Origin of the sequence: Pseudomonas sp. Marseille-Q5115, from assembly GCF_916618905.1 — a bacterium.
In the GTDB taxonomy this organism is placed as follows: domain Bacteria; phylum Pseudomonadota; class Gammaproteobacteria; order Pseudomonadales; family Pseudomonadaceae; genus Aquipseudomonas; species Aquipseudomonas japonica_A.
Genome location: NZ_CAKAKI010000001.1, coordinates 2,688,769 through 2,711,543 on the forward strand (window position 1 = coordinate 2,688,769; position 22,775 = coordinate 2,711,543).

21 protein-coding genes are annotated in these 22,775 nt (G+C 61.3%); 15 read left to right on the forward strand and 6 right to left on the reverse strand.

Features of this window, described 5'->3' with window-relative positions; genetic code table 11:
- Window positions 1-16: 16 nt before the first annotated feature.
- From crcB to LG385_RS12480, 4 genes are read right to left on the reverse strand one after another with little or no spacing between them, the layout of a single operon-like run.
- Window positions 17-391, reverse strand: coding sequence for a fluoride efflux transporter CrcB (gene crcB / locus LG385_RS12465; protein WP_225774552.1), 375 nt, complete (start codon window positions 389-391; stop codon window positions 17-19).
- Window positions 388-1,713: a replication-associated recombination protein A gene (locus LG385_RS12470; RefSeq protein WP_181117807.1), complete on the reverse strand. Its 1,326-nt coding sequence runs from the start codon at window positions 1,711-1,713 to the stop codon at window positions 388-390. Before LG385_RS12470 ends, crcB begins: the two co-directional genes overlap by 4 nt.
- Window positions 1,714-1,728: 15 nt before the next feature.
- Window positions 1,729-2,352, reverse strand: coding sequence for an outer membrane lipoprotein chaperone LolA (gene lolA, locus LG385_RS12475; RefSeq protein ID WP_225774553.1), 624 nt, complete (start codon window positions 2,350-2,352; stop codon window positions 1,729-1,731).
- 51 nt (window positions 2,353-2,403) lie between these two features.
- Window positions 2,404-5,043, reverse strand: coding sequence for a DNA translocase FtsK (locus LG385_RS12480; protein ID WP_225774554.1), 2,640 nt, complete (start codon window positions 5,041-5,043; stop codon window positions 2,404-2,406).
- A gap of 391 nt (window positions 5,044-5,434) precedes the next feature.
- On the opposite strand from LG385_RS12480, the gene aat reads away from it, so the two are divergent.
- The 3 genes from aat to infA all read left to right on the forward strand — a co-directional run bounded on the left by aat (window position 5,435) and on the right by infA (window position 7,197).
- On the forward strand, window positions 5,435-6,148 hold the full coding sequence (aat, locus tag LG385_RS12485; protein WP_225774555.1) for a leucyl/phenylalanyl-tRNA--protein transferase: 714 nt from the start codon (window positions 5,435-5,437) through the stop codon (window positions 6,146-6,148).
- A gap of 24 nt (window positions 6,149-6,172) precedes the next feature.
- Complete coding sequence (locus LG385_RS12490; protein ID WP_225774556.1) at window positions 6,173-6,880, forward strand: arginyltransferase; 708 nt, start codon at window positions 6,173-6,175, stop codon at window positions 6,878-6,880.
- 98 nt (window positions 6,881-6,978) lie between these two features.
- Window positions 6,979-7,197: a translation initiation factor IF-1 gene (gene infA, locus LG385_RS12495; RefSeq protein ID WP_002553999.1), complete on the forward strand. Its 219-nt coding sequence runs from the start codon at window positions 6,979-6,981 to the stop codon at window positions 7,195-7,197.
- A gap of 91 nt (window positions 7,198-7,288) precedes the next feature.
- Here infA and clpA read toward each other — a convergent pair whose 3' ends face one another.
- Both clpA and clpS read right to left on the reverse strand, forming a co-directional pair.
- Entirely contained in the window at window positions 7,289-9,559 is a 2,271-nt protein-coding gene (gene clpA, locus LG385_RS12500; protein ID WP_181117802.1) for an ATP-dependent Clp protease ATP-binding subunit ClpA, read from the reverse strand.
- A 31-nt stretch (window positions 9,560-9,590) separates the two neighbouring features.
- The gene (gene clpS, locus LG385_RS12505; protein WP_181117845.1) at window positions 9,591-10,013 is read right to left on the reverse strand and encodes an ATP-dependent Clp protease adapter ClpS; all 423 of its coding nucleotides are present in this window, start codon (window positions 10,011-10,013) and stop codon (window positions 9,591-9,593) included.
- Window positions 10,014-10,235: 222 nt separating this feature from the next.
- On the opposite strand from clpS, the gene cspD reads away from it, so the two are divergent.
- The 12 genes from cspD to LG385_RS12565 all read left to right on the forward strand — a co-directional run bounded on the left by cspD (window position 10,236) and on the right by LG385_RS12565 (window position 22,735).
- The gene (gene cspD / locus LG385_RS12510) at window positions 10,236-10,487 is read left to right on the forward strand and encodes a cold shock domain-containing protein CspD (protein WP_225774557.1); all 252 of its coding nucleotides are present in this window, start codon (window positions 10,236-10,238) and stop codon (window positions 10,485-10,487) included.
- Window positions 10,488-10,860: 373 nt separating this feature from the next.
- Entirely contained in the window at window positions 10,861-13,086 is a 2,226-nt protein-coding gene (locus LG385_RS12515) for an NADP-dependent isocitrate dehydrogenase (protein ID WP_225774558.1), read from the forward strand.
- Between the two features lie 60 nt (window positions 13,087-13,146).
- A complete protein-coding gene (locus LG385_RS12520) occupies window positions 13,147-13,584 on the forward strand; it encodes an NUDIX hydrolase (protein ID WP_225774559.1) in 438 nt (145 codons plus the stop codon).
- A gap of 68 nt (window positions 13,585-13,652) precedes the next feature.
- Entirely contained in the window at window positions 13,653-14,798 is a 1,146-nt protein-coding gene (mnmA, locus tag LG385_RS12525; RefSeq protein WP_225774560.1) for a tRNA 2-thiouridine(34) synthase MnmA, read from the forward strand.
- Window positions 14,795-15,418: a high frequency lysogenization protein HflD gene (gene hflD, locus LG385_RS12530; RefSeq protein WP_225774561.1), complete on the forward strand. Its 624-nt coding sequence runs from the start codon at window positions 14,795-14,797 to the stop codon at window positions 15,416-15,418. Before mnmA ends, hflD begins: the two co-directional genes overlap by 4 nt.
- Window positions 15,419-15,522: 104 nt before the next feature.
- Window positions 15,523-16,893 (forward strand): adenylosuccinate lyase, encoded by a 1,371-nt coding sequence (gene purB, locus LG385_RS12535; protein ID WP_225774562.1) that lies wholly within the window; start codon window positions 15,523-15,525, stop codon window positions 16,891-16,893.
- 76 nt (window positions 16,894-16,969) lie between these two features.
- Window positions 16,970-18,136: a cupin domain-containing protein gene (locus LG385_RS12540; RefSeq protein WP_225774563.1), complete on the forward strand. Its 1,167-nt coding sequence runs from the start codon at window positions 16,970-16,972 to the stop codon at window positions 18,134-18,136.
- Window positions 18,129-18,554, forward strand: coding sequence for a GNAT family N-acetyltransferase (locus tag LG385_RS12545; RefSeq protein WP_181117794.1), 426 nt, complete (start codon window positions 18,129-18,131; stop codon window positions 18,552-18,554). The genes LG385_RS12540 and LG385_RS12545 overlap by 8 nt, the downstream gene beginning before the upstream one ends.
- Before the next feature lie 87 nt (window positions 18,555-18,641).
- Window positions 18,642-19,382, forward strand: coding sequence for a secretin N-terminal domain-containing protein (locus LG385_RS12550; RefSeq protein ID WP_225774564.1), 741 nt, complete (start codon window positions 18,642-18,644; stop codon window positions 19,380-19,382).
- Window positions 19,383-19,852: 470 nt separating this feature from the next.
- Window positions 19,853-21,178: an isocitrate lyase gene (gene aceA, locus LG385_RS12555; RefSeq protein ID WP_181117792.1), complete on the forward strand. Its 1,326-nt coding sequence runs from the start codon at window positions 19,853-19,855 to the stop codon at window positions 21,176-21,178.
- A gap of 446 nt (window positions 21,179-21,624) precedes the next feature.
- Window positions 21,625-22,038 (forward strand): NADH-quinone oxidoreductase subunit A, encoded by a 414-nt coding sequence (locus LG385_RS12560; RefSeq protein WP_181123072.1) that lies wholly within the window; start codon window positions 21,625-21,627, stop codon window positions 22,036-22,038.
- 10 nt (window positions 22,039-22,048) lie between these two features.
- Complete coding sequence (locus LG385_RS12565; protein ID WP_181117790.1) at window positions 22,049-22,735, forward strand: NADH-quinone oxidoreductase subunit B; 687 nt, start codon at window positions 22,049-22,051, stop codon at window positions 22,733-22,735.
- The last annotated feature ends 40 nt before the right edge of the window (window positions 22,736-22,775 follow it).

Below are 22,775 nucleotides of genomic sequence, written 5' to 3' on the forward strand. Positions count from 1 at the left end.
GTGGTTCTCTCGTTGATCAGATTTTTGTCAGGTACAGGCCAGCCCAGGTCGCCAGGAGGCCGCCCAGGACACTGGCGGCCGCATAGCCTATGGCCAGTGGCGCCTGCCCGCTTTCCAGCAGGCGCAGCGTGTCCAGGGAAAAGGATGAGAACGTGGTCAGCCCACCCACGAAACCTACAATCAGCCCGGCCTTAAGGTAGGCCGGAGCGTCCGGCCTGCCCAGAAAGGCCCCGTAAAGATAGCCAATGATCAGGCACCCTACGATATTCACGGCCAGGGTGGCCAAATAGAAATGGCGAGGGTAATGGGCGCTTACCCAAACCCCGGTTGCGAAGCGGAGCAAACCACCTAACGCACCGAAACAGGCTACCGAGATTACAACCGGGATCACGACTTTCTCCGTTGCAGCGGGCTGGTACGGTCCAGCTCGGCGAGGTGCCGCAGCTTCTCGCCGATTTTAAGTTCGAGGCCACGGGGCACGGGCTGGTAATAATGCCGTGGTGCCATACCTTCAGGGAAGTAGTCTTCGCCGGCCGCGTAAGCATCCGGCTCGTCGTGGGCATAGCGATACTGCTCGCCGTACCCGAGCTGCTTCATCAGTTTGGTAGGCGCATTGCGAAGGTGCAACGGCACTTCCTGGGAGCCCATCCCCGCGGCGTCGGCCTTGGCGGCCTTGAACGCCGTGTACACCGCATTGCTCTTGGGAGCGCAGGCAAGGTAGACGATGGCCTGGGCGACCGCCAGCTCGCCTTCCGGGCTGCCGAGCCGCTCCTGGACGTCCCAGGCCGCCAAACACACACCCAGCGCTCGGGGATCGGCATTGCCGATGTCTTCGCTGGCCATGCGCACCACGCGGCGAGCGATGTAAAGGGGATCGCAGCCGCCATCCAGCATTCGGGCAAACCAATAGAGCGCGCCGTCGGGGCTGGATCCCCTGACCGACTTGTGCAGCGCTGATATCTGGTCGTAAAAGGCTTCGCCGCCCTTGTCGAAGCGGCGCCGGGTATCACCCAGCAGGCTTTGCAGCAGCGGGGTGCCGATCTCTTCGCCGTCCTCGACCAGGTCCGACGCATTCTCCAGGAGGTTCAGCAGCCGGCGGCCATCCCCGTCGGCCGCTGCTACCAACATGCCGAAGGCTTCATCTCCCAACGTGAGGTTACGTGCACCAAGGCCGCGCTGCTCGGTAAGGGCGCGCTGCGCTAGCTGACGCATCGCGGCCTCGTCCAGGCTTTTGAGCACATACACCCGGGCGCGGGACAGCAGGGCGTTATTGAGCTCGAAGGAAGGGTTTTCCGTCGTGGCGCCAACGAAAATCAGGGTGCCGTCCTCTACGTACGGAAGAAACGCGTCTTGCTGGGATTTGTTGAAGCGATGCACTTCGTCCACGAACAAAAGGGTGCGCCGCCCGTATTGGGCCGCCTGTTGCCGCGCCATCTCCACGGCGTGGCGGATCTCCTTCACCCCGGCCAATACCGCTGAAACCGTTTCGAAATGTGCGTCGGTAACCTTGGCCAGCAGTCGCGCCAGCGTAGTTTTACCCACACCAGGTGGCCCCCAGAAGATCATCGAGTGCAGGGCACCCTGTTCCAGGGCTTCACGCAAGGGCTTGCCGCGGCCAAGCAGATGCTCCTGGCCCACGTACTCATCCAGCGTGCTGGCCCGCAGCCGGGCAGCCAGAGGCTGCGAAGGCGGCGGCGAGCTGAACAGGTCCATGAAAGCGGAGCCGCCCTATTCCTGAATCACGTCGGCACCCTTGGGGATGACGAACGTGAACTTGCTGGCCGGGACTGGCTCATTGGCCTTGATGCCCATGAACAGGATATTGGTGCGCTGCCCTACGCTGTCGATCAGTTGCATGTCGTTGATCAGGCCACGGCGGAACGACAACCGCAGCGAGTCGAACAAGGTATCCTTGGTCTTGGGCTTGAGTACGAAGTCGATAACGTCGCCGGCTTCCTTCGAAGTGATGTCGAAACTCTGACTGATTTTGGACACATCACCAGACAACAGCAGCGCTGGGGTCTGAGTCAGGCGCTGGTCGAGGGTTTTGATGGTCACCTGCTCCAGGTCAGGGTCCCAGAGCGATACCTTCTTGCCGTCCGACACCATCAGCTGCTCTTGTGGTGCATCAGTATGCCAGTTGAACAACCCTGGCCGCTGGAGCGCCATTTCACCGCTGGTTTCCTGCAGCTGGGTGCCGCTACCGTCGAGTGTGAGCTGGGAAAAACGCCCGGTGAGGGTCTGGGACTTTTCCAGCAGTTGCGTCAGCGACTTTACCGCCTGGTCATCCGCCACTGCGGAAACGCTGGCCATGGCCAGGGCAGACACCAACAACATGCGAATCAGGCGCATGATAATCCTCTAGTCAGGTGGGCGAACCAGTGCCTGTTCGGCACTGGCCTATCAGTCTCGTGTCGGGCCGGGCGCGATGACGTCGCGGCTGCCGTTGCTGTTCATGGGTGTGACCACGCCGGCCATTTCCATGGCTTCGATCATCCGGGCGGCGCGGTTATAGCCGATTTTCAGCTTGCGCTGAACCGAGGAGATGGACGCCCGGCGACTCTCCAGCACGAAGGCCACGGCCTCGTCGTACAGGGCATCGCTTTCGCTGTCGTCACCGTCACCACCACCCGAGCCTTCGAAGCTTGCGCCATTACCTTCTTCAACACCGTTAAGGATGTCGTCGTTGTAGTCCGGCGTGCCACGTTGCTTCCACGCTTCCACCACACGGTGGACTTCGTCGTCCGACACGAACGCACCGTGCACACGGATCGGCAGGCTGGTACCAGGAGGCATGTAAAGCATGTCACCGTGGCCGAGAAGCTGCTCGGCGCCGCCCTGATCGATGATGGTTCGGGAGTCGATCTTGCTCGACACCTGGAACGCCATCCGCGTCGGGATGTTGGCTTTGATCAGCCCGGTGATCACATCCACGGAGGGCCGCTGGGTAGCGAGGATCAGGTGGATGCCCGCCGCGCGCGCTTTCTGGGCGATACGGGCGATCAGCTCTTCCACTTTCTTGCCGACGATCATCATCATGTCGGCAAACTCGTCCACCACCACCACGATGGTCGGCAGTGTTTTAAGCAGTGGGGCTTCGTCTTCCATGCTTTCGCGACGGTAGAGCGGATCCCCCAGCGGAGTGCCGGCCTCTTCGGCGTCCTTCACCTTGCGATTGAAACCCGCCAGGTTACGCACACCCATGGCCGCCATCAGCTTGTAGCGGCGCTCCATCTCGGCCACGCTCCAACGCAGGGCGTTGGCGGCGTCCTTCATGTCGGTGACCACCGGGCACAGCAGGTGCGGAATGCCTTCGTAGATCGACAGCTCGAGCATTTTCGGGTCGATCATGATAAGCCGCGCTTCCTGTGGCGTGGACTTGAACAGGATCGACAGGATCATCGCGTTCACGCCCACCGACTTACCGGAACCGGTGGTACCGGCGACCAGCAGGTGGGGCATCTTGGCCAGGTCGGTAATGACCGGCTTACCGCCAATGTCATGCCCGAGGGCAAGCGTGACCGGCGACTGGGCATCATCGTACTGAGGCGTGGACAGCACTTCGGAGAACCGCACGATCTGGCGGTCCTCGTTGGGAATTTCGATGCCCACGGTAGTTTTGCCCGGGATTACCTCCACAACGCGCACGCTGGTCACCGCGAGCGAGCGCGCGAGGTCCTTCGCGAGGTTGGAAATGCGGCTGACCTTCACGCCCGCGGCAGGCTGGATTTCGTAACGGGTGATCACCGGGCCCGGATGGATCGAGTCTACCGTGACCTCTACACCGAATTCCTTGAGTTTGATCTGAAGCAGTTGCCCTACCCCTGCCAGGGACTCGGGAGAGTACTGCACCTGCTTCTTTTCTACCGGGTCGAGGATCGACAGCGGCGGAATGGTACCTTCCAGCGCGGCATCGACCATGGGGGGCTGGGGCTTTTCAGGGAAGGCCAGACGCACAGGCTCTGCCTTTGCCGCAGGCGGCGCCACGGCGGCAGGCTGAGCGGAAGGCGCAATAATGGGAGGCATCGAGGGCGCGGACACCTGGGCAACCTTGCGCTCGGCCACAAGCCGTGGTGCTTCCAGCACTGGGTTTTCACCGGTAGCGGAGAAGCTTTCGAATTCGTCTTCTTCGTCATCCCAGGGCATGCGCAGCGCCACCGCCGGTACACGTTCCGCCGCTTGCGCGCGGACCGGGGAGGCATTCAGGCCAGTGCCTGAAACCGCCGCCTGGGGAGCCTTGGCTACCGAGGGCTCGAAACGGGGCTCTACGACGGGTTCCTGCCGCGCCGAAACCGCAGGCTGCTGCTTGGGCTCGGGGCGAGTTTCCTTGCGCGCAGGTGGCGCCTCGTAGGCCGGCTCCTCTGAGCGCAGCGCGGCGACCAGCTTTCGCTGTTCGGTACGGGCTGCCCACCAGCGGCTTGCCGCACCCGTGACCAGCTCTATCAGATCGAGGGTGATCTTGCCGGTGGTGTCCATCACGCTGAACCATGAAAGATCGGTGAACACCGTCAGGCCGAACAGGAACAGCGCGATGAACAGCAAGGTACTGCCTTGAACGTTCAGCGCATTACGGGCCAGGTCGCCCAGGCTTTCGCCCAGTGCACCACCCGCCGACGCCGGGAGGCTGGCAGCCGAGTGGAAATGCAGGTGAGCGAGGGCCGCGCCGGAAAGCACGAGGAATACCAGGCCAATCAGCCGCCAGGAAAACAACCAGCCGCTCCATTGCCAGGCCTGGTGGCGCTCACGGAAGATCTGCCAGGCTTTCACTCCCAGCAGTAACGGGAAAATGTAGGCGAAATAGCCCAGCACCATGAACAGGATGTCCGCGGCATAGGCACCGGCCCGCCCTGCGGCATTCTGCACCTGGCCCACGCTTGTGCCGGTATGGCTCCAGCCTGGGTCGCCCTGGTCATAGCTGAGCAGCGCCATCCAGAGGTACAGGCACAGCGCCGCCATGGCGATGAGCGCACCTTCTTTCAGGCGGTAATGAAATTGCTGCCGCCAGAGGGGGACAGGGACGGGTTTAGCGGTGGACTTCTTCAAAACGCGTTCTTTCCTGCGCGGTGCGCGCGATCAGAGGGACTCTATCGCGGCCGGTTCCGTTCATGGCCGACCATTGTACGGATTTACAGTACCGATGTCATAGGGTGGCAGCAAGCCACCTGCTACCGGCCCCACGCCAAAAAAGGCGGCTTCAATTTCACCATGCTTTATGTTGGCTGACAAAGGTTTAAGCGCATATTTAAAGTTACTGCGCGAACCTTCATGGACCTCGTGCCGCCCATAGGGTTCCAGCCCACCCCACCGGGTGGAACAAACACCCATCGAGGATAACCAGCGCTGGGATCCGGCACATAGCCACCCCTCGACGCTGGGCCCTGTGGCGCGTGATACTGCCCTCCCCTTCCATCGATCGAATCACTCCACTGCGACCATGCTCACCTGGCTCAACCGTGACGACCTCACTTTCCCCCCGCTGCACCGGGCGCTGCGCGACCCCAACGGCCTTCTCGCAGCCGGAGGCGACCTGAGCCCGGAACGCCTGGTAGCTGCCTACCGGCACGGCTGCTTTCCCTGGTACGAGGAGGGCCAGCCGATCCTCTGGTGGTCACCCGACCCGCGTATGGTCGTGCCGCCTGCCCAGGTGCGCGCGTCGCGAAGCTTGCGCAAGGTCATACGCCAGGGGCGCTTCACCATTACGCTGAACCGTGATTTTCCCGCGGTGATCAGGGCCTGCGCAGCGCCGCGTGACTACGCGCGGGGCACCTGGATCACTTCAGCCATCGAGCACGCCTATGTAGAACTGCACCGCCGCGGCATCGCCCACAGCGTCGAAGCCTGGCAAGGAGATGAATTGGTTGGCGGGCTGTATGGCATTGCGATTGGCCAACTGTTTTTCGGCGAATCGATGTTCAGCCGGGCCACGGACGCCTCCAAGGTGGCCTTTGTGACCCTCGCCCAGCATTTGCAAGGTGCCAATTTCGCGCTTATCGACTGCCAGATGCATACCCGTCATCTGGAAAGCCTGGGCGCCAGGGAAATCAGCCGGGCGGAATTCGTCCAATACCTCGACCAGTACCTGGATGCGCCTGCGGGCGCCAACTGGGCTGGCCGAGCGAGTTCCATCGCTCTGGCATACACTCATTGAGTAAGTTTGGACCGAGGGTTGACCATGACCGAGTTGGCGCGCTTGAAGTTTTATGCCACTCAACCCCACACCTGCAGCTATCTGCCGGATGAGCAGGCGACCACGCTGTTCCTGGACCCGAGCCAGCCAATGGATCCGGGCGTGTACGCCGACCTGTCGGAACTGGGTTTCCGGCGCAGCGGCGATCACCTCTACCGCCCGCACTGTCAGCGCTGCAACGCCTGCGTGCCTGCTCGCATTCCCGCGGCGCGCTTTCTTCCCAACCGGCAGCAAAAACGCATTCTCAAGCGCAACGCAGACCTTACGGTGTCCGCTGCACGGCCGCGCTTCACCGAAGAGTACTTCGACTTGTACAAGCGCTATATCGACCAGCGCCACGCCGATGGCGATATGTATCCCCCCAGCCGGGATCAGTTCTCGACCTTCCTGGTGCGGGATCTGCCATTTTCCCGCTTCTACGAGTTCCGCCTGGGCACCCGGTTGCTGGCCGTGGCGGTGACAGACCTGCTACCCAATGGGCTTTCGGCGGTGTACACCTTCTATGAGCCAGAGCAGGAGCGGCGTAGCCTGGGCCGTTTCGCCATTCTGTGGCAAATCACCGAAGCCCTGCGGCTCGACCTGGGCGCGGTGTACCTGGGGTACTGGATCAAGAACTGCAAAAAGATGAATTACAAGACTCAATACCGCCCTATTGAGCTATTGATCAATCAAAGGTGGGTCACGCTGAACTGAGCCCTTGGCGCAAGGTCTGTTTTTCGGGCACAATATGCGCCGCTTTTGCCTGGCGCAGTTGCACCGGGCCACATACTGGATACCGAGGGCTTTACTGCATGTCGAAAGAAGACAGCTTCGAAATGGAAGGCACTGTCGTCGACACCCTGCCCAACACCATGTTCCGCGTGGAGTTGGAAAACGGGCACGTCGTTACCGCGCATATTTCTGGAAAGATGCGCAAGAATTACATCCGAATCCTGACCGGCGACAAGGTCCGCGTGGAGCTGACCCCTTACGATTTGAGCAAGGGCCGGATCACGTACCGCGCTCGCTAAAAGCTTGAAACGACAAAGCCCGGCATCAGCCGGGCTTTTCGTTTGCGCCTGAAAAACAGATGGCGGCGAGGCTGGCCCCGCCGCTACCGCATCAGGCCATCTCAGCCGTGGTTTCGAAATCGAAGGTCATCTCACCGTCCTTGATATCGATATGCACCACGCCGCCATGCTCGGCCAGCTCCCCGAACAGGATCTCCTCGGCCAAAGGCCGCTTGATCTTGTCCTGGATAAGCCGGGCCATTGGCCGGGCACCCATCTGGGCGTCGTAGCCGCTGGCAGCCAGCCAGCTGCGCGCGGCATCGGTAACTTCCAACAGCACCCGCTTGTCTTCCAGCTGGGCCTGCAGTTCGGTAAGGAACTTGTCCACCACACTCTTGATGACTTCGTGGTTGAGGCGACCAAACTGAATGATGGTGTCCAGGCGGTTGCGGAATTCTGGCGTGAAACTCTTCTTGATCACTTCCATGGCGTCCGAGGAATGATCCTGGTGAGTGAAGCCAATGGATGCCCGCGCGGCGGTTTCGGCGCCAGCGTTGGTGGTCATGATGAGGATCACATTACGGAAGTCCGCCTTGCGGCCGTTGTTATCGGTCAGGGTGCCGTGATCCATCACCTGCAACAGCAGGTTGAAGACTTCCGGGTGCGCCTTCTCGATCTCGTCAAGCAACAGCACGCAGTGAGGCTGCTTGGTGATGGCTTCGGTCAGCAAACCGCCCTGATCGAACCCTACGTACCCTGGAGGGGCACCGATCAGCCGAGACACGGTATGGCGCTCCATGTATTCGGACATGTCGAACCGCACGAGCTCGATACCCAACGCCTTGGCCAACTGCCGCGCAGCCTCGGTTTTGCCCACGCCGGTAGGCCCGGCGAACAGGAACGAACCCACAGGCTTGTCCGGCGCTTTGAGGCCGGCGCGAGACAGCTTGATCGCGGTGGACAGCGAATCGATGGCGGCATCCTGGCCGAACACCGTGAGCTTGAGGTCGCGCTCCAGGTTACGCAGCAATTCCTTGTCGGAGCTGCTGACGTGCTTCGGGGGAATGCGCGCGATCTTGGCAATGATGTCCTCGACCTGCGCTACTTCGATGCGCTTGACCCGAGCTTCGACCGGCTGCAACCGCTGATAGGCGCCCGCTTCGTCGATCACGTCGATGGCTTTGTCGGGCATGTGACGGTCGTTGATATAACGCGAGGCCAGCTCAGCCGCTGCACGCAGGGCTTCATCGCTGTACTCGATGCTGTGGTGCTGTTCGAAGCGATTCTTCAAGCCGCGCAGGATCCCGATGGTGTCTTCCACCGAAGGCTCGGTGACGTCCACCTTCTGGAAACGACGCGCCAGCGCACGGTCTTTCTCGAAGATGCCGCGGAATTCCTGGAACGTGGTAGACCCGATGCAGCGGATCTCGCCAGAGGAAAGCAGTGGCTTGAGCAGATTGGACGCATCCATCACGCCGCCGGACGCCGCGCCCGCACCGATGATGGTATGGATTTCGTCGATGAACAGGATGGCTTGCGGGCGCTTGCGCAGCTCACCGAGCAGCGCCTTGAAGCGCTTCTCGAAGTCACCGCGGTACTTGGTGCCGGCCAGCAAGGCACCGAGATCCAGCGAGTAGACCACGCTGTTTGCAAGGAGGTCTGGCACCTGGCTGTCGACGATGCGCTTGGCAAGGCCTTCGGCAATGGCGGTTTTACCTACCCCCGCCTCGCCTACCAGCAATGGATTGTTCTTGCGCCGGCGGGCAAGGATCTGAGCCACGCGCTCGACCTCGCTCTCCCGGCCTACCAGCGGATCAATGCGACCCTGCCGCGCAAGGTCGTTCAGGTTGCTTGCATAAGCATCCAGCGGATTGCCGGATGCAGAGGATTCGCCACCCTCGTCGTCCTGCATTTCCTGCTCCCCTTCCGAATGCTCACCGTGACCCGGCACCTTCGAAATACCATGGGCAATGTAATTGACCACGTCGATGCGGGCGACACTCTGCTGCTTGAGCAGGAAGACGGCCTGGCTTTCCTGTTCGCTGAAAATGGCTACCAGTACATTGGCGCCGGTGACCTCACGCTTGCCTGAACTCTGCACATGAAACACGGCGCGTTGAAGCACGCGCTGGAACCCCAGTGTTGGCTGGGTTTCGCGGTCTTCATCATGAACGGGAATCAGCGGCGTGGTGGAGTCAATGAACTCCTGGAGGTCGTGCTTGAGCTTGTCGAGGTTTGCGCCGCATGCCCGTAGCACGGTAGCAGCGGCTTCGTTATCCAATAAGGCCAACAGAAGGTGCTCGACGGTCATGAACTCATGACGCTTAGACCGAGCCTCCTTGAAGGCCAGATTGAGGGTGACTTCGAGCTCGCGGTTTAACATAGCTTCACCTCATAACCCAAGTGGCCGGATTTCAACCGTCCTTCTCGATTTCACAGAGTAGCGGATGCTGGCTTTCCCTGGCGTATTGATTCACCTGCATGGCCTTCGTTTCCGCGATGTCCCTGGTGTACAGCCCGCAGACTGCACGCCCTTCCGTATGTACCGCCAGCATCACCTTTGTCGCCAGCTCGCGATTCAGGTTGAAGAACAGCTCCAGCACCTCTACCACGAAATCCATCGGGGTGTAGTCATCGTTGAACAGCACCACCTTGTACATCGGTGGCGCCTGCAGCGTCGGTTTGGATTCCTGCACCGCAACTCCGGCGGAATCATCTTCCAGAGGAGCGGGGCTGTCGGGACCGAGCCGAGACTGGCCGTGCCTGCACTGGCTGTGCCCGTACGGACCGTGCCGATACTGCTTGAAGGTTAGACGAGTATGGTTGGTTGCATGCATTTCGGAAGTGTTCATCGTTGAGCGATTGAAGGTTGTGGTGAGACGTGTGTCCAGATTGATACTCGGCCGCCGCATGACCTTGACTATCGGCAAAACGGTGTTACAAACAGTAGAACCCACATTGGGGAAGAAAGGTCCGCACAGTCAAATAAATTTTCGGCCGGTGCGCGAACGAGGTGGATGATACTCCAGCAATGGGGTCCTTTGCAGAGGGATATGAGCATGCCAAGCGGTAAAGTCAAGTGGTTCAACAATGCCAAGGGCTACGGGTTCATCATCGAGGACGGGAAATCGGAAGATCTCTTCGCCCATTTCTCGGCTATCGAAATGGAAGGTTACAAAACGCTCAAGGCCGGGCAACCCGTGAAATTCAACATTATCCAGGGTCCTAAAGGCATGCATGCCGTGGGCATTTCACCGGTGACTGAAACAGTTGCCATTACTTCTCACGCGTCTTCAACCTCGCACGCCTGACGCAGCGTCTCAATGATGGCTGGCTGCCTCTCTCCGGGGTGGTCAGTCGCGCAAGCCTTGCGCAGACTCTCGCCCTACCCCCTGCTTACATTGCTGCGCCCGAGCATCGGGCGAAGCCAGGTGCGCCTTTCCACCGGTTTGATATACTCCGCCGGGTGACCACCGAGTCATGGCGGCGAACCTCCACGCAAGGGGCGCCACCGCACGTTTGTGAACCCGTTCGGGCCAGCACCTCGGCCCGGCCGTTTGACGCTCGACTGATGCACCCAACATCACCGCGAGGCCTCTCGACTTTCCGTGCACGCCACCGAAAGCGCCTACCCTACGTAACGAGATGCTTAGCATGCTCAGCAAAACAGAGAGTTAACCCGACATGCCCACCCGATCCAAGATCATCTACACCTTCACCGACGAAGCCCCTGCCCTCGCCACCTATTCCCTCCTGCCAATCATCGAGGCGTTTACCCGAACCGCTGACATCGCTGTCGAGACCCGCGACATCTCTCTGGCCGGCCGCATCCTCGCTGCCTTCCCGGAGCGCCTGGGCGACCGCGCCGTGTCCGATGACCTGGCGGAGCTGGGCGAACTGGCTACCACGCCCGAGGCCAATATCATCAAGCTGCCGAACATCAGTGCCTCGGTTCCGCAGCTGAAGGCAGCGATCAAGGAACTGCAAGCCAAGGGCTTCGATGTTCCGGACTACCCGGACGCTGCCGACAGCGACGAAGCCAAGGACGTCCGCACCCGCTACGACAAGATCAAGGGCAGCGCCGTGAACCCGGTGTTGCGCGAAGGCAACTCCGACCGCCGCGCCCCGCTGTCGGTCAAGAACTACGCCCGCAAGCACCCCCACAAGATGGGCGCCTGGGCCAGCGACTCCAAGGCGCACGTGGCGCACATGGACGGCGGCGACTTCTACGGCAGCGAAAAGGCAGCCTTGATCGAGGCCGACGGCGCCGTTCGCATCGAACTGGTCGGCAAGGACGGCACTACCACCGTTCTCAAGGAAAAAACCAAGGTCCAGGCCAGTGAGATCATCGACAGTGCAGTGATGAGCCGCAAGGCCCTGCGCGCATTCGTCGCAGCCCAGATCGAGGACGCCAAGGCACAGGGCGTACTGTTCTCCGTGCACCTCAAAGCCACCATGATGAAGGTCTCCGACCCGATCATGTTCGGCCAGTTCGTGGAGGAGTACTACAAGGACGCGCTGGCGAAGCACGACAGCACCCTTGCTGAAGTGGGCTTCAACAGCAACAACGGCATCGGCGACCTGTACGCGCGTATCAAATCCCTGCCAGCCGACAAGCAGGCCGAAATCGAAGCGGACCTGCAAGCCGTCTATGCCGCGCGCGCTGCGGTGGCCATGGTGAACTCGGACAAGGGCATCACCAACCTGCATGTACCAAGCGACGTTATCGTAGACGCCTCGATGCCGGCAATGATCCGCGACTCGGGCAAAATGTGGAACGCCCAGGGCGAGCTGCAGGACGCCAAGGCCGTGATCCCGGACCGTTGCTACGCGACCATCTACCAGGCCGTTATCGAAGACTGCAAAGTCAACGGCGCCTTCGACCCGACCACCATGGGCAGCGTGCCGAACGTTGGCCTGATGGCCCAAAAGGCCGAAGAATACGGCTCCCACGACAAGACCTTCCAGGTGAAGGCCGACGGCGTGGTTCGCGTACTGGCCGCTGACGGTTCCGTGCTCATGGAACAGGCCGTTGAAGCAGGCGATATCTTCCGTATGTGCCAGACCAAGGACGCGCCGATCCGTGACTGGGTCAAACTGGCCGTCAACCGTGCCCGCGCCAGCAGCACCCCTGCCATCTTCTGGCTGGACAACGCCCGCGCCCACGACGCCGCCCTGATCGAGAAAGTGCAGCGCTACCTGAAAGACCACGACACCAACGGCCTGGACATCCAGATCCTTGCGCCAGTCGAGGCCATGAAGCTGTCTCTGTCACGTATCCGCGAAGGCAAGGACACCATCTCGGTCACCGGTAACGTATTGCGCGACTACCTGACCGACCTGTTCCCGATCATGGAACTAGGCACCAGCGCCAAGATGCTGTCCATCGTGCCACTGATGAACGGCGGTGGGCTGTTCGAAACCGGCGCTGGCGGTTCCGCGCCCAAGCACGTTCAGCAGTTCAACGAAGAAGGCTTCCTGCGCTGGGACTCGTTGGGTGAATTCCTGGCCCTGGCCGCCTCGCTCGAGCACCTGGCGACCACCTACGGCAACAACAAGGCCCAGGTTCTGGCGGACACTCTGGACCAGGCTACCGGCAAGTTCCTGGATACCAACAAGTCGCCATCGCGCAAGGTCGGCGGTATCGACAACCGTGGCAGCCACTACTTCCTGGCCACCTACTGGGCACAGGCATTGGCCGAGCAGACCACTGACAGCGACCTGCAGGCGCGCTTCAAGCCGCTGGCCGAAGCGCTTACCAGCAACGAGGCGACCATTGTCGGCGAGTTGAACGGCGCCCAAGGCAAACCGGTGGACATCGGCGGCTACTACTTCGCCACGCCGGAGTTGGCCAGCAAGGCCATGCGGCCAAGCGCAACGCTCAATGAGGCTATCGCCTCACTGAAGTAACCCGCTTCACAAAACCCCAGCCCAGCTGGGGTTTTTTATTACTTTGAAACTGGACACTTTATGACTTGGCACCCCCACATTACCGTCGCCACCGTGATTGAAGATGACGGCCGCTTCCTGTTCGTCGAAGAACACAAAGAGGGCCGCCTGGTGTTGAACCAGCCTGCCGGCCACTTCGAGCGCGGCGAAACCCTGCGCGAAGCCGCGCTGCGTGAAACCCGTGAAGAAACCGCCTGGGAGGTCGAGCTCACCGGCGTGGTCGGCATCTACTTGTACACGGCGCCCTCCAACGGCGTGACCTATCAGCGCGTGTGCTTTGCCGCACGCCCCATACGCCGCAAAGACCACCCACTGGACCGCGACATCACGGCCACTCATTGGCTGACCCGTGACGAGCTGGCCGCCGAGCCGAAGAGATGGCGTAGCGATTTGGTCCTAAGATGCCTCGATGACTACCTGGCCGGCCCCGTACACAGCCTTGACGTGGTTCGCGACTAAGCAGCTTTTCCCAGCAAGAGCCCAGCCTGTTAGACTGTCGCGTTTTACACCAGAACCTTTTCAAGCCCATGCGTGAGCCCGTTTCCCACGATCCCTACAAGGATCCTCGTAATACGCGCGTGATCGTCGGCATGTCCGGCGGCGTCGACTCCTCTGTGTCCGCCCTCCTCCTGTTGCAGCAAGGCTTCCAGGTGGAAGGGCTGTTCATGAAGAACTGGGAGGAAGACGACGGCACCGAATACTGCACGGCGCGCGAAGACCTCGCCGACGCGCAGGCGGTGTGCGACCGGATCGGCATCAAGCTGCACACGGCCAACTTCGCCGCCGAGTACTGGGACAATGTGTTCGAGCACTTCCTGGAAGAGTACAAGGCCGGCCGCACGCCCAACCCGGACATCCTTTGCAACCGGGAAATCAAGTTCAAGGCATTCCTGGATTACGCCCTCAGCTTGGGCGCCGACCTGATCGCCACCGGCCATTACGTGCGCCGCCGTGACCGCGACGGCATCACCGAACTGCTCAAGGGCCTGGACCCGAACAAAGATCAGAGCTACTTCCTCCACGCGGTTGGCGGCGAGCAGATCGCGCGTACCCTCTTCCCGGTGGGCGAGCTGGAAAAGCCCGAAGTGCGCGCCATTGCCGACCTGCATGGCCTGGCCACCGCAAAAAAGAAAGACTCCACCGGGATCTGCTTCATCGGCGAGCGCCGCTTCAGTGATTTCCTCAAGCAGTACCTCCCCGCACAACCGGGGGAGATCAAAACCACCGAAGGCGAGATCATCGGCCGCCATCATGGCCTGATGTACCATACCATCGGCCAGCGCCAGGGGCTGGGCATCGGCGGTTTGCAAGGCGCTGGAGACGAACCCTGGTACGTACTGGCCAAGGACCTGTCCCGCAATGAACTGATCGTGGGCCAAGGCAACGACCACCCCTGGTTGTTCGCCGAATCGCTCGAAGCTTCCGAGGTCTTTTGGGTAAACCCTATCGACCTGTCGCAGCCACGACGCCTCACCGCCAAAGTGCGCTACCGCCAGGCCGATCAGCCCTGCACGCTCGAACTCACCGCCCGCGGATATCGGGTCACCTTCGACGAGCCTCAGCGGGCCGTCACGCCAGGCCAATCGGTGGTGTTCTACGATGGTGAGATCTGCCTGGGTGGCGGCGTGATCGAAGCGGCGCACTGTGCAGCGCAGCAGGAAGCGACCTCATGAGCACGGTGCATGAGCAGCTCATGGCCCTGGGCAGCGTGTTCCAGGCAGCGGTGCTGGTAGACCGCATAGCCAAGACCGGGCAGGTCAGCGAAGGGGAGCTGGCGGCCATGCTCGGCACGCTGTTGGTGCGCGACCCCAAGACCACCCTGGACGTGTTCGGTGGCGACGACAAGCAACTGCGCGAGGGGTACCGGGCGTTGGCCGCCGCGCTCGAGCGCGACCCCACCAGCCTTCAGCGCGAGCCACTGCGCTATGCGCTGTCAATGGTGACGCTGGAGCGGCAGTTGGAAAAACGCCCCGCCATGCTGGACGCCATTGGCAAGCGGTTGCCGCAGATCCAGGCGCAGGTCGAACACTTCGGGCCAGCGCATGAGAACGTGATCGCTGCCACCGGCGGCCTGTATCAGGATACCCTCAGCACTCTGCGCCAGCGCATTCAGGTGCACGGCGACATGCGCCACCTTCAGCAGCCCAGCAACGCCTCCAAAATTCGCGCGCTGTTGCTGGCAGGCATCCGCTGTGCCCGCCTGTGGCGCCAGCTCGGCGGCCACCGTTGGCAACTGCTGATCAGCCGCCGCAAGCTGTTGCGCGAGCTATACCCCATGCTACGAGACGGGTGATTGCCCGCCCCGCCTCGCTCACTGGCCCGATTGGTCAGCGAGCCAGGTGGTTTTTCATGTATCATATGCGCCCTTTTCGTTGCCCGACTGCCCGAGAACACCCTATGCAGCTTTCTTCGCTCACTGCGGTTTCCCCTGTTGACGGCCGCTACGCCGGCAAAACCGAGGCCCTGCGCCCCATCTTCAGCGAATACGGCCTTATCCGTTTCCGCGCCATGGTCGAAGTGCGCTGGCTGCAGCGGTTGGCCGCTCACCCGCAGGTTAGCGAGGTGCCGCCGTTCTCCGAAGGCGCGAACGCCCTGCTCAACGAACTGGCCACCGGCTTCGCGCTGGAGCATGCCGAGCGCGTGAAAGAAATCGAACGCACCACCAACCACGACGTGAAGGCGATCGAGTACCTGCTCAAGGAGCAGGCCGAGCGGCTGCCGGAGCTCGCCAAGGTCAGCGAATTCATTCACTTCGCCTGCACCAGCGAAGACATCAACAACCTGTCCCATGCGCTGATGCTGCGCGAAGGCCGCGACACCGTGCTGTTGCCACTGATGCGGCAGATTGCCGGCGCCGTGCGCGAACTGGCTCACCGCTTCGCCGACGTGCCGATGCTGTCCCGCACCCACGGCCAGCCTGCCTCGCCCACCACCCTGGGCAAGGAGCTGGCAAACGTGGTGTACCGCCTCGAGCGGCAGATCACCCAGATCGCGGCCGTGCCCCTGCTTGGCAAGATCAACGGCGCCGTGGGCAACTACAACGCTCACCTCTCGGCGTATCCCGACATCGACTGGGAAGCCAACGCCCGTGCCTTCATCGAGGACGAACTGGGCCTGGTGTTCAACCCCTACACCACGCAGATCGAGCCGCATGACTACATCGCGGAGCTGTTCGACGCCATCGCCCGCTTCAACACCATCCTGATCGACTTCGACCGAGACGTGTGGGGCTACATCTCCATGGGCTACTTCAAGCAGCGCACCGTTGCTGGCGAAATCGGCTCTTCGACCATGCCGCACAAGGTCAACCCGATCGATTTCGAGAACTCCGAAGGCAACCTCGGGATCGCCAATGCGCTGTTCCAGCACCTTGCAAGCAAACTGCCAATCTCCCGCTGGCAGCGTGACCTCACCGACTCCACCGTGCTGCGCAACCTGGGCGTGGGCTTTGCCCATAGCGTGATCGCCTATGAGGCCAGCCTCAAGGGCATCGGCAAGCTGGAAATCAACGCGCAGCGCATCGCCGCAGACCTGGACGCCTGCTGGGAGGTACTGGCCGAGCCCATCCAGACCGTGATGCGTCGCTACAACATCGAAAACCCCTACGAGAAGCTCAAGGAGCTTACCCGCGGCAAGGGCATCACTGCTCAAGCCTTGCAGGAGTTCATCGAGGGCCTGGACGTGCCAGCCGCTGCGAAGGCCGAGCTCGCTCGCCTCACGCCAGCGACGTACATCGGCAACGCTGCCGAACAGGCGCGCCGCGTCTGACTGAAACATCGTGCAAGCGCCCGGCCTGGCCGGGCGTTTTTTATTGTGTATATCCATAAATTACAACGAGTTATCCATGTCTTCCGATAAACCTTTTCAACTGCTAGGCGGCCTGACGGCCCAGGAATTTCTTCGCGACTACTGGCAGAAGAAACCGCTGCTGGTGCGGCAGGCCTTCACCGATTTCGAAAACCCGATAAGCCCCGATGAGCTGGCCGGCCTGGCACTGGAAGAAGAAATCGAGTCCCGCATCGTGCTCGAGCACGGGGATCACCCTTGGGAGCTGCGCCGCGGCCCGTTCGCCGAGGACGCTTTCGCCAACCTCCCCGCCAAAGACTGGACCTTGCTCGTACAGGCCGTGGATCAATTCGTGCCCGAGGTCAGCGCCCTGCTGGAGCCGTTCCGCTTTCTGCCTACCTGGCGTATCGACGACGTGATGATCAGCTATGCCGCGCCTGGCGGCGGCGTTGGGCCGCATTTCGATCACTACGATGTGTTCCTGCTCCAGGGCCTGGGCCAGCGCACCTGGCGTACTGGCCAAATGTGTGATGCCGACAGCCCGCTGCTGGAGCACGCCGACCTGCGCATCCTCGCTGAATTCAAGGAGACCGAAAGCTGGACCCTCGAACCCGGCGACATGCTCTACCTGCCCCCGCGCCTGGCTCACTACGGTACGGCCGTGGATGACTGCATGACGTACAGCATCGGCTTCCGCGCCCCGAGCGCCAGCGAAGTGCTGACCCACTTCACGGATTTCCTGAGTCAGTTCATTCCTGATGACGAGCGCTACAGTGACCCGGACATCAAGCCGGCGGTCGACCCGAGCGAGATCCAGCATGACGCACTCACGCGGCTCAAGGATTTGCTTGCCCGCCACATGAGCGACGATCGCCTGCTGCTTACCTGGTTCGGCCAGTTCATGACCGAACCCCGGTACGCCGAACGCGTGGCCGGCAGCGAGCTCAGCGAAGCCGACCTGCTCGAGGCTCTGGGCCAGGGCGCGGTGCTGGTGCGCAACCCCAGCGCGCGCCTGGCCTGGTCGGAGATGGGCAGCGAGTTGATGCTGTTCGCCAGCGGCCAAAGCCGCCTGCTGCCAGGTAACCTTCGCGGCCTGCTGCAACAGGTGTGTTCCGCCGACGCGCTGCACGAAGAAAACCTGGCGCCGTGGCTGGGCGATGATGACGCCGTTACCCTACTCAGCCAGCTGGTGATGCAGGGCAGCCTGGGGTTCGCCGATGAATGACCTGCGCGTCCGGTTGGCAGATTGGCATCGAGACTATTCGAAGATCCACCACATTCGGGAAAGCGTCTTCGTGGCCGAACAGGCCATGCCGCCCGAGCAGGAGTGGGATTCGGACGACGAAACCGCGATCCACTTCCTCGCGGAGCAGGAAGACTTCGCCATTGGTACCGCGCGCCTGCTGCCCGACGGCTACGTAGGGCGGCTTTCAGTGCTCAAGGACTGGCGTGGCTTGCACGTGGGTGATGCGCTCATGCAAGCGGTGATCGCAGAGGCCAGCGTGCGCGGCATCGGCGAGCTGAAACTCACGGCCCAGGTACACGCCACCGCGTTCTACCAGCGCTTTGGCTTTGAAGTGGTCAGCGAAGAGTTTCTCGAAGCCGGCCTGCCCCATGTGGATATGCTGCGCCACATAGCCTAGGCCGCGAAAGATTCACGCCCTGGCAGGGGCTCCGTCATGGTCCGCCCTGGTTCATACTCAGGGCTGAACCTTGCGGAGTAACCTGCCATGCCGCTGCGCCCTTTGTTTTTTCTTGCCCTGCTTGCCCTCGCCCCTGCCACACAAGCCGCTACCCAGGTGCTGGACCTGCACTACCGCACCAGCGAAGATGTACTCCCACTGATTCGCAGCTTCCTTGGCAATCAAGGCAGTGTCAGTGCGCTGGGCAATCAGTTGGTCGTCAACGCCGAGCCAGGCAAGCTGGATGAGCTGAATGCGCTGATGGAGCGCATCGATGCGCCGGCGCGCCGCCTATTGATCAGCGTGGATACCAGTGACACCAACCACAGCTCTGGCGGCGGCGCTGGCAATGGCCGGGTTATCCGCTACGGCACCGCCAACCGCACCGGCGGCCTTCAGCAAGTGCAGGCCAGCGAAGGCACCCCTGCGCTGATCCAGGTAGGCCAGAGCGTACCGCTTACCACCGCGCAAACCGATGGATATGGGCGCCTTGAAACCCAGACCGAATATCGCAACGTGACGCAGGGTTTTTACGTCACGGCCAGCGTGACGGGTGACACCGTGCACTTGGCGATCAGCGCCAACAACGACCGAATGAGCCAGGAGCGCCCGGATGTGGTGAACGTGCAAAGCACCGACACCCGCGTAAGCGGCCCGCTTGGCCAATGGATAACCGTGGCCGGGATCAACGGGCAAAGCCAGGCCGAGCGCAACGGCGGTACCCGGTATTACGGCACCCAGGGCCACGATGACATGACCCTGCGCGTGCGGGTCGATGCCCTGCCCTGAAGTACCGACTCCAGGGCCTTTTCATGACCCTTCAGTCGTATTTTCAGGAATATGTAGTGCCTTTAAAAAAACACTACAAAACGTTTGACGATGCATTTCTCCGAAGGCATGATGGCCTCGCTCCCGCTAATCAGGGGCCTTGAACCAAGGCCTCCGGCGCGTGCCTTCACCATCCCGAGGGCCGTTCCTGTGTCAGCACGGCCCAAAAGGCGGTCCGACGGGGTTGCGACTGGAACGAAGTTGTCCCGAGGGACGGAAGCGCTGATGGCACCCCTGCCAGTTTCGCGCGATCTGGAGTGGCCTGAGCCCCACACTACACGCAGCTCAGTTCGCCCTGGTTCGTCGAACCGCCCGTTCGCCCCTCGCAAACTTCCCGTCGCACCCCAAGGCCCCTGCCGCTGCCCTGATTGGCGTATCACCTGCGGGTGGAGCTGACACCCCTACGAGACCTATGCGACGAGGTTCACCCCATGGCACTGACACGCGAACAACAAATAGCGGCCCTTGAGAAAGACTGGGCGGAAAACCCACGCTGGAAGGGGGTAACCCGCACTTATACCGCCGCCGATGTCGTCCGCCTGCGTGGCTCGGTCCAACCCGAGCACACCTTGGCCAAACTGGGCGCGGAGAAGCTCTGGAAGCTGGTGACCCAGGGCGCACACCCGTCCTTCCGGCCTGAGAAAGATTTCGTCAACTGCATGGGCGCTCTCACGGGTGGCCAGGCGGTGCAGCAGGTAAAAGCCGGTATCCAGGCTATCTATTTGTCCGGCTGGCAGGTCGCTGCCGACAACAACAGCGCCGAGTCCATGTACCCCGACCAGTCGCTGTACCCGGTCGACTCTGTGCCTACCGTGGTCAAACGCATCAACAACTCGTTCCGCCGGGCGGACCAGATTCAATGGAAAGCCGGCAAAAACCCGGGCGACGACGGCTATATCGATTACTTCGCGCCTATCGTTGCCGATGCCGAAGCCGGTTTCGGCGGCGTGTTGAACGCCTATGAGCTGATGAAGAACATGATCGAGGCAGGCGCCGCCGGCGTTCACTTCGAGGATCAACTGGCTTCGGTGAAAAAATGCGGCCATATGGGTGGCAAGGTACTGGTGCCTACCCAGGAGGCCGTGCAGAAGCTGGTAGCGGCTCGCCTGGCAGCCGACGTGGCGGGCGTACCGACCATCATCCTGGCCCGCACCGACGCCAACGCCGCGGACCTGCTGACCTCGGACTGCGACCCGTATGACCAGCCGTTCGTGACCGGCACCCGCACCCCAGAAGGCTTCTATAAAGTGCGCGCAGGCCTAGACCAGGCGATTGCTCGGGGCTTGGCCTACGCACCGTATGCCGACCTGATCTGGTGTGAAACCGCCAAACCAGACCTGGACGAAGCCCGTCGCTTCGCCGAAGCGATCAAGAAGGAATACCCCGACCAGTTGCTGTCCTACAACTGCTCGCCTTCCTTCAACTGGAAGAAGAACCTGGACGACGCGACCATTGCGAAATTCCAGCGCGAGCTGTCCGCCATGGGTTACAAGCACCAGTTCATTACCCTGGCCGGCATCCACAACATGTGGCACGGCATGTTCCAGCTGGCCCATGACTATGCCCGCAACGACATGACCGCCTACGTGAAGCTGCAGGAGCAGGAGTTTGCCGATGCCGCCAAGGGGTACACCTTCGTGGCGCACCAGCAGGAAGTGGGTACCGGCTATTTCGACGACATGACCACCGTGATTCAGGGCGGCGCGTCCTCGGTGACCGCCCTCACCGGCTCCACCGAGGAAGAACAGTTCCACTGACAGCCGTGTGATACAGAAGCCGCCCTCGGGCGGCTTTTTTATTGCCCGCAAGGCGCGCTGGGACGCGCGCGGCACTTCCCTCCAGGCATGATCTGCGTCAATGCTGCCAAATGAAAACGGCATAAACTGAAACCGGGACTATAGTGACTTCAGCGCGCACAAACAGCGGCACAAGTGCGGTATTTGCGACTAATTATCATTTACGTAAGTTTATTGCGCAGCGGAGGAAACAGCATTGAACAAAACAGGTCGAATGCCCGGACGGCGGGCCCTGGACCTTCGATAGAAAGCGTTAACTCATTGGATTGGACGAATTAATTTGATGCGGCAAATTTACTTGCTGCAGGTTTGCCCATAAAATCCGCCGATCTTATGGCTGCGACATTTCGTCACTGCTTTACCCTTCTTCGATTCAGAGCCTTATGTCTCTGTTAAGGACTGCCAGCATGACCCCAACAGCAGGACTCATCGCCCACAACTGGGGCTTTGCCATCTTCCTTCTGGGTGTAGCGGGGCTTTGTGCCTTCATGCTTGGCCTTTCCAGCCTGCTCGGCGGCAAGGCCTGGGGCCGAAGCAAGAACGACCCCTTCGAATCCGGCATGCTGCCTGTTGGCAGCGCGCGCCTGCGGTTGTCTGCAAAATTCTATCTGGTCGCGATGCTGTTCGTGATCTTCGATATCGAAGCCCTCTTTTTGTTCGCCTGGTCTGTGTCCGTCCGCGAAAGCGGCTGGGCAGGCTTTGCCGAAGCACTCATTTTCATAGCAATTCTGTTGGCGGGTCTTGTCTACCTTTGGCGAGTGGGGGCTCTCGATTGGGCGCCCGAAGGTCGTCTCAAGCGGCAGGCGAAGCTGAAACAATGAGGCTTTGGCAATGCAATACAACCTTACCAAGATCGACCCGGATGCTCCCCAGGATCCGGAACAGCGCTACCCCTTGGGCAAACAAGGCATCGTCGATGACAAGATGCTCGAGGATCAGGTGCATCGTAGCGTCTTCATGGGCAAGCTCGAAGATGTGCTGAGCGGTGCGGTCAACTGGGGCCGCAAGAACTCCCTGTGGCCTTACAATTTCGGGCTTTCGTGCTGCTACGTGGAGATGACCACGGCGTTTACCGCGCCTCATGACATCGCCCGTTTCGGTGCCGAAGTGATCCGGGCATCGCCGCGTCAGGCGGATTTCATGGTGATTGCCGGTACGCCTTTCATCAAGATGGCACCGATCATCCAGCGCCTGTATGAACAGATGCTGGAACCCAAGTGGGTGATCTCCATGGGGGCCTGCGCCAACTCGGGCGGCATGTACGACATCTATTCCGTAGTGCAGGGCGTGGACAAGTTCCTGCCCGTGGACGTGTATGTGCCCGGCTGCCCGCCGCGCCCCGAAGCGTTCCTGCAAGGCTTGATGCTGTTGCAGGAATCCATCGGCAAGGAGCGGCGGCCGCTGTCCTGGGTAGTGGGCGATCAGGGCGTATACCGCGCTGAAATGCCCTCCCAGAAAGACGTGCGCCGCGAACAGCGTATCCAGGTCACCAACCTGCGCAGCCCAGACGAAGTGTGATCCATGGCACGCCCTGCCCCGCTTGCGGGCCGGGCGTGCA

Excerpts from the sequence above, each read along its gene's own strand:
- LG385_RS12470 (WP_181117807.1), bottom strand. The coding sequence starts at position 1,713 with ATGGACCTGTTCAGCTCGCCGCCGCCTTCGCAGCCTCTGGCTGCCCGG.
- lolA (WP_225774553.1), bottom strand. The coding sequence starts at position 2,352 with ATGCGCCTGATTCGCATGTTGTTGGTGTCTGCCCTGGCCATGGCCAGC.
- aat (WP_225774555.1), top strand. The coding sequence starts at position 5,435 with ATGCTCACCTGGCTCAACCGTGACGACCTCACTTTCCCCCCGCTGCAC.
- LG385_RS12490 (WP_225774556.1), top strand. The coding sequence starts at position 6,173 with ATGACCGAGTTGGCGCGCTTGAAGTTTTATGCCACTCAACCCCACACC.
- infA (WP_002553999.1), top strand. The coding sequence starts at position 6,979 with ATGTCGAAAGAAGACAGCTTCGAAATGGAAGGCACTGTCGTCGACACC.
- clpA (WP_181117802.1), bottom strand. The coding sequence starts at position 9,559 with ATGTTAAACCGCGAGCTCGAAGTCACCCTCAATCTGGCCTTCAAGGAG.
- clpS (WP_181117845.1), bottom strand. The coding sequence starts at position 10,013 with ATGCATGCAACCAACCATACTCGTCTAACCTTCAAGCAGTATCGGCAC.
- cspD (WP_225774557.1), top strand. The coding sequence starts at position 10,236 with ATGCCAAGCGGTAAAGTCAAGTGGTTCAACAATGCCAAGGGCTACGGG.
- LG385_RS12515 (WP_225774558.1), top strand. The coding sequence starts at position 10,861 with ATGCCCACCCGATCCAAGATCATCTACACCTTCACCGACGAAGCCCCT.
- LG385_RS12520 (WP_225774559.1), top strand. The coding sequence starts at position 13,147 with ATGACTTGGCACCCCCACATTACCGTCGCCACCGTGATTGAAGATGAC.
- mnmA (WP_225774560.1), top strand. The coding sequence starts at position 13,653 with ATGCGTGAGCCCGTTTCCCACGATCCCTACAAGGATCCTCGTAATACG.
- hflD (WP_225774561.1), top strand. The coding sequence starts at position 14,795 with ATGAGCACGGTGCATGAGCAGCTCATGGCCCTGGGCAGCGTGTTCCAG.
- purB (WP_225774562.1), top strand. The coding sequence starts at position 15,523 with ATGCAGCTTTCTTCGCTCACTGCGGTTTCCCCTGTTGACGGCCGCTAC.
- LG385_RS12540 (WP_225774563.1), top strand. The coding sequence starts at position 16,970 with ATGTCTTCCGATAAACCTTTTCAACTGCTAGGCGGCCTGACGGCCCAG.
- LG385_RS12545 (WP_181117794.1), top strand. The coding sequence starts at position 18,129 with ATGAATGACCTGCGCGTCCGGTTGGCAGATTGGCATCGAGACTATTCG.
- LG385_RS12550 (WP_225774564.1), top strand. The coding sequence starts at position 18,642 with ATGCCGCTGCGCCCTTTGTTTTTTCTTGCCCTGCTTGCCCTCGCCCCT.
- aceA (WP_181117792.1), top strand. The coding sequence starts at position 19,853 with ATGGCACTGACACGCGAACAACAAATAGCGGCCCTTGAGAAAGACTGG.
- LG385_RS12560 (WP_181123072.1), top strand. The coding sequence starts at position 21,625 with ATGACCCCAACAGCAGGACTCATCGCCCACAACTGGGGCTTTGCCATC.
- LG385_RS12565 (WP_181117790.1), top strand. The coding sequence starts at position 22,049 with ATGCAATACAACCTTACCAAGATCGACCCGGATGCTCCCCAGGATCCG.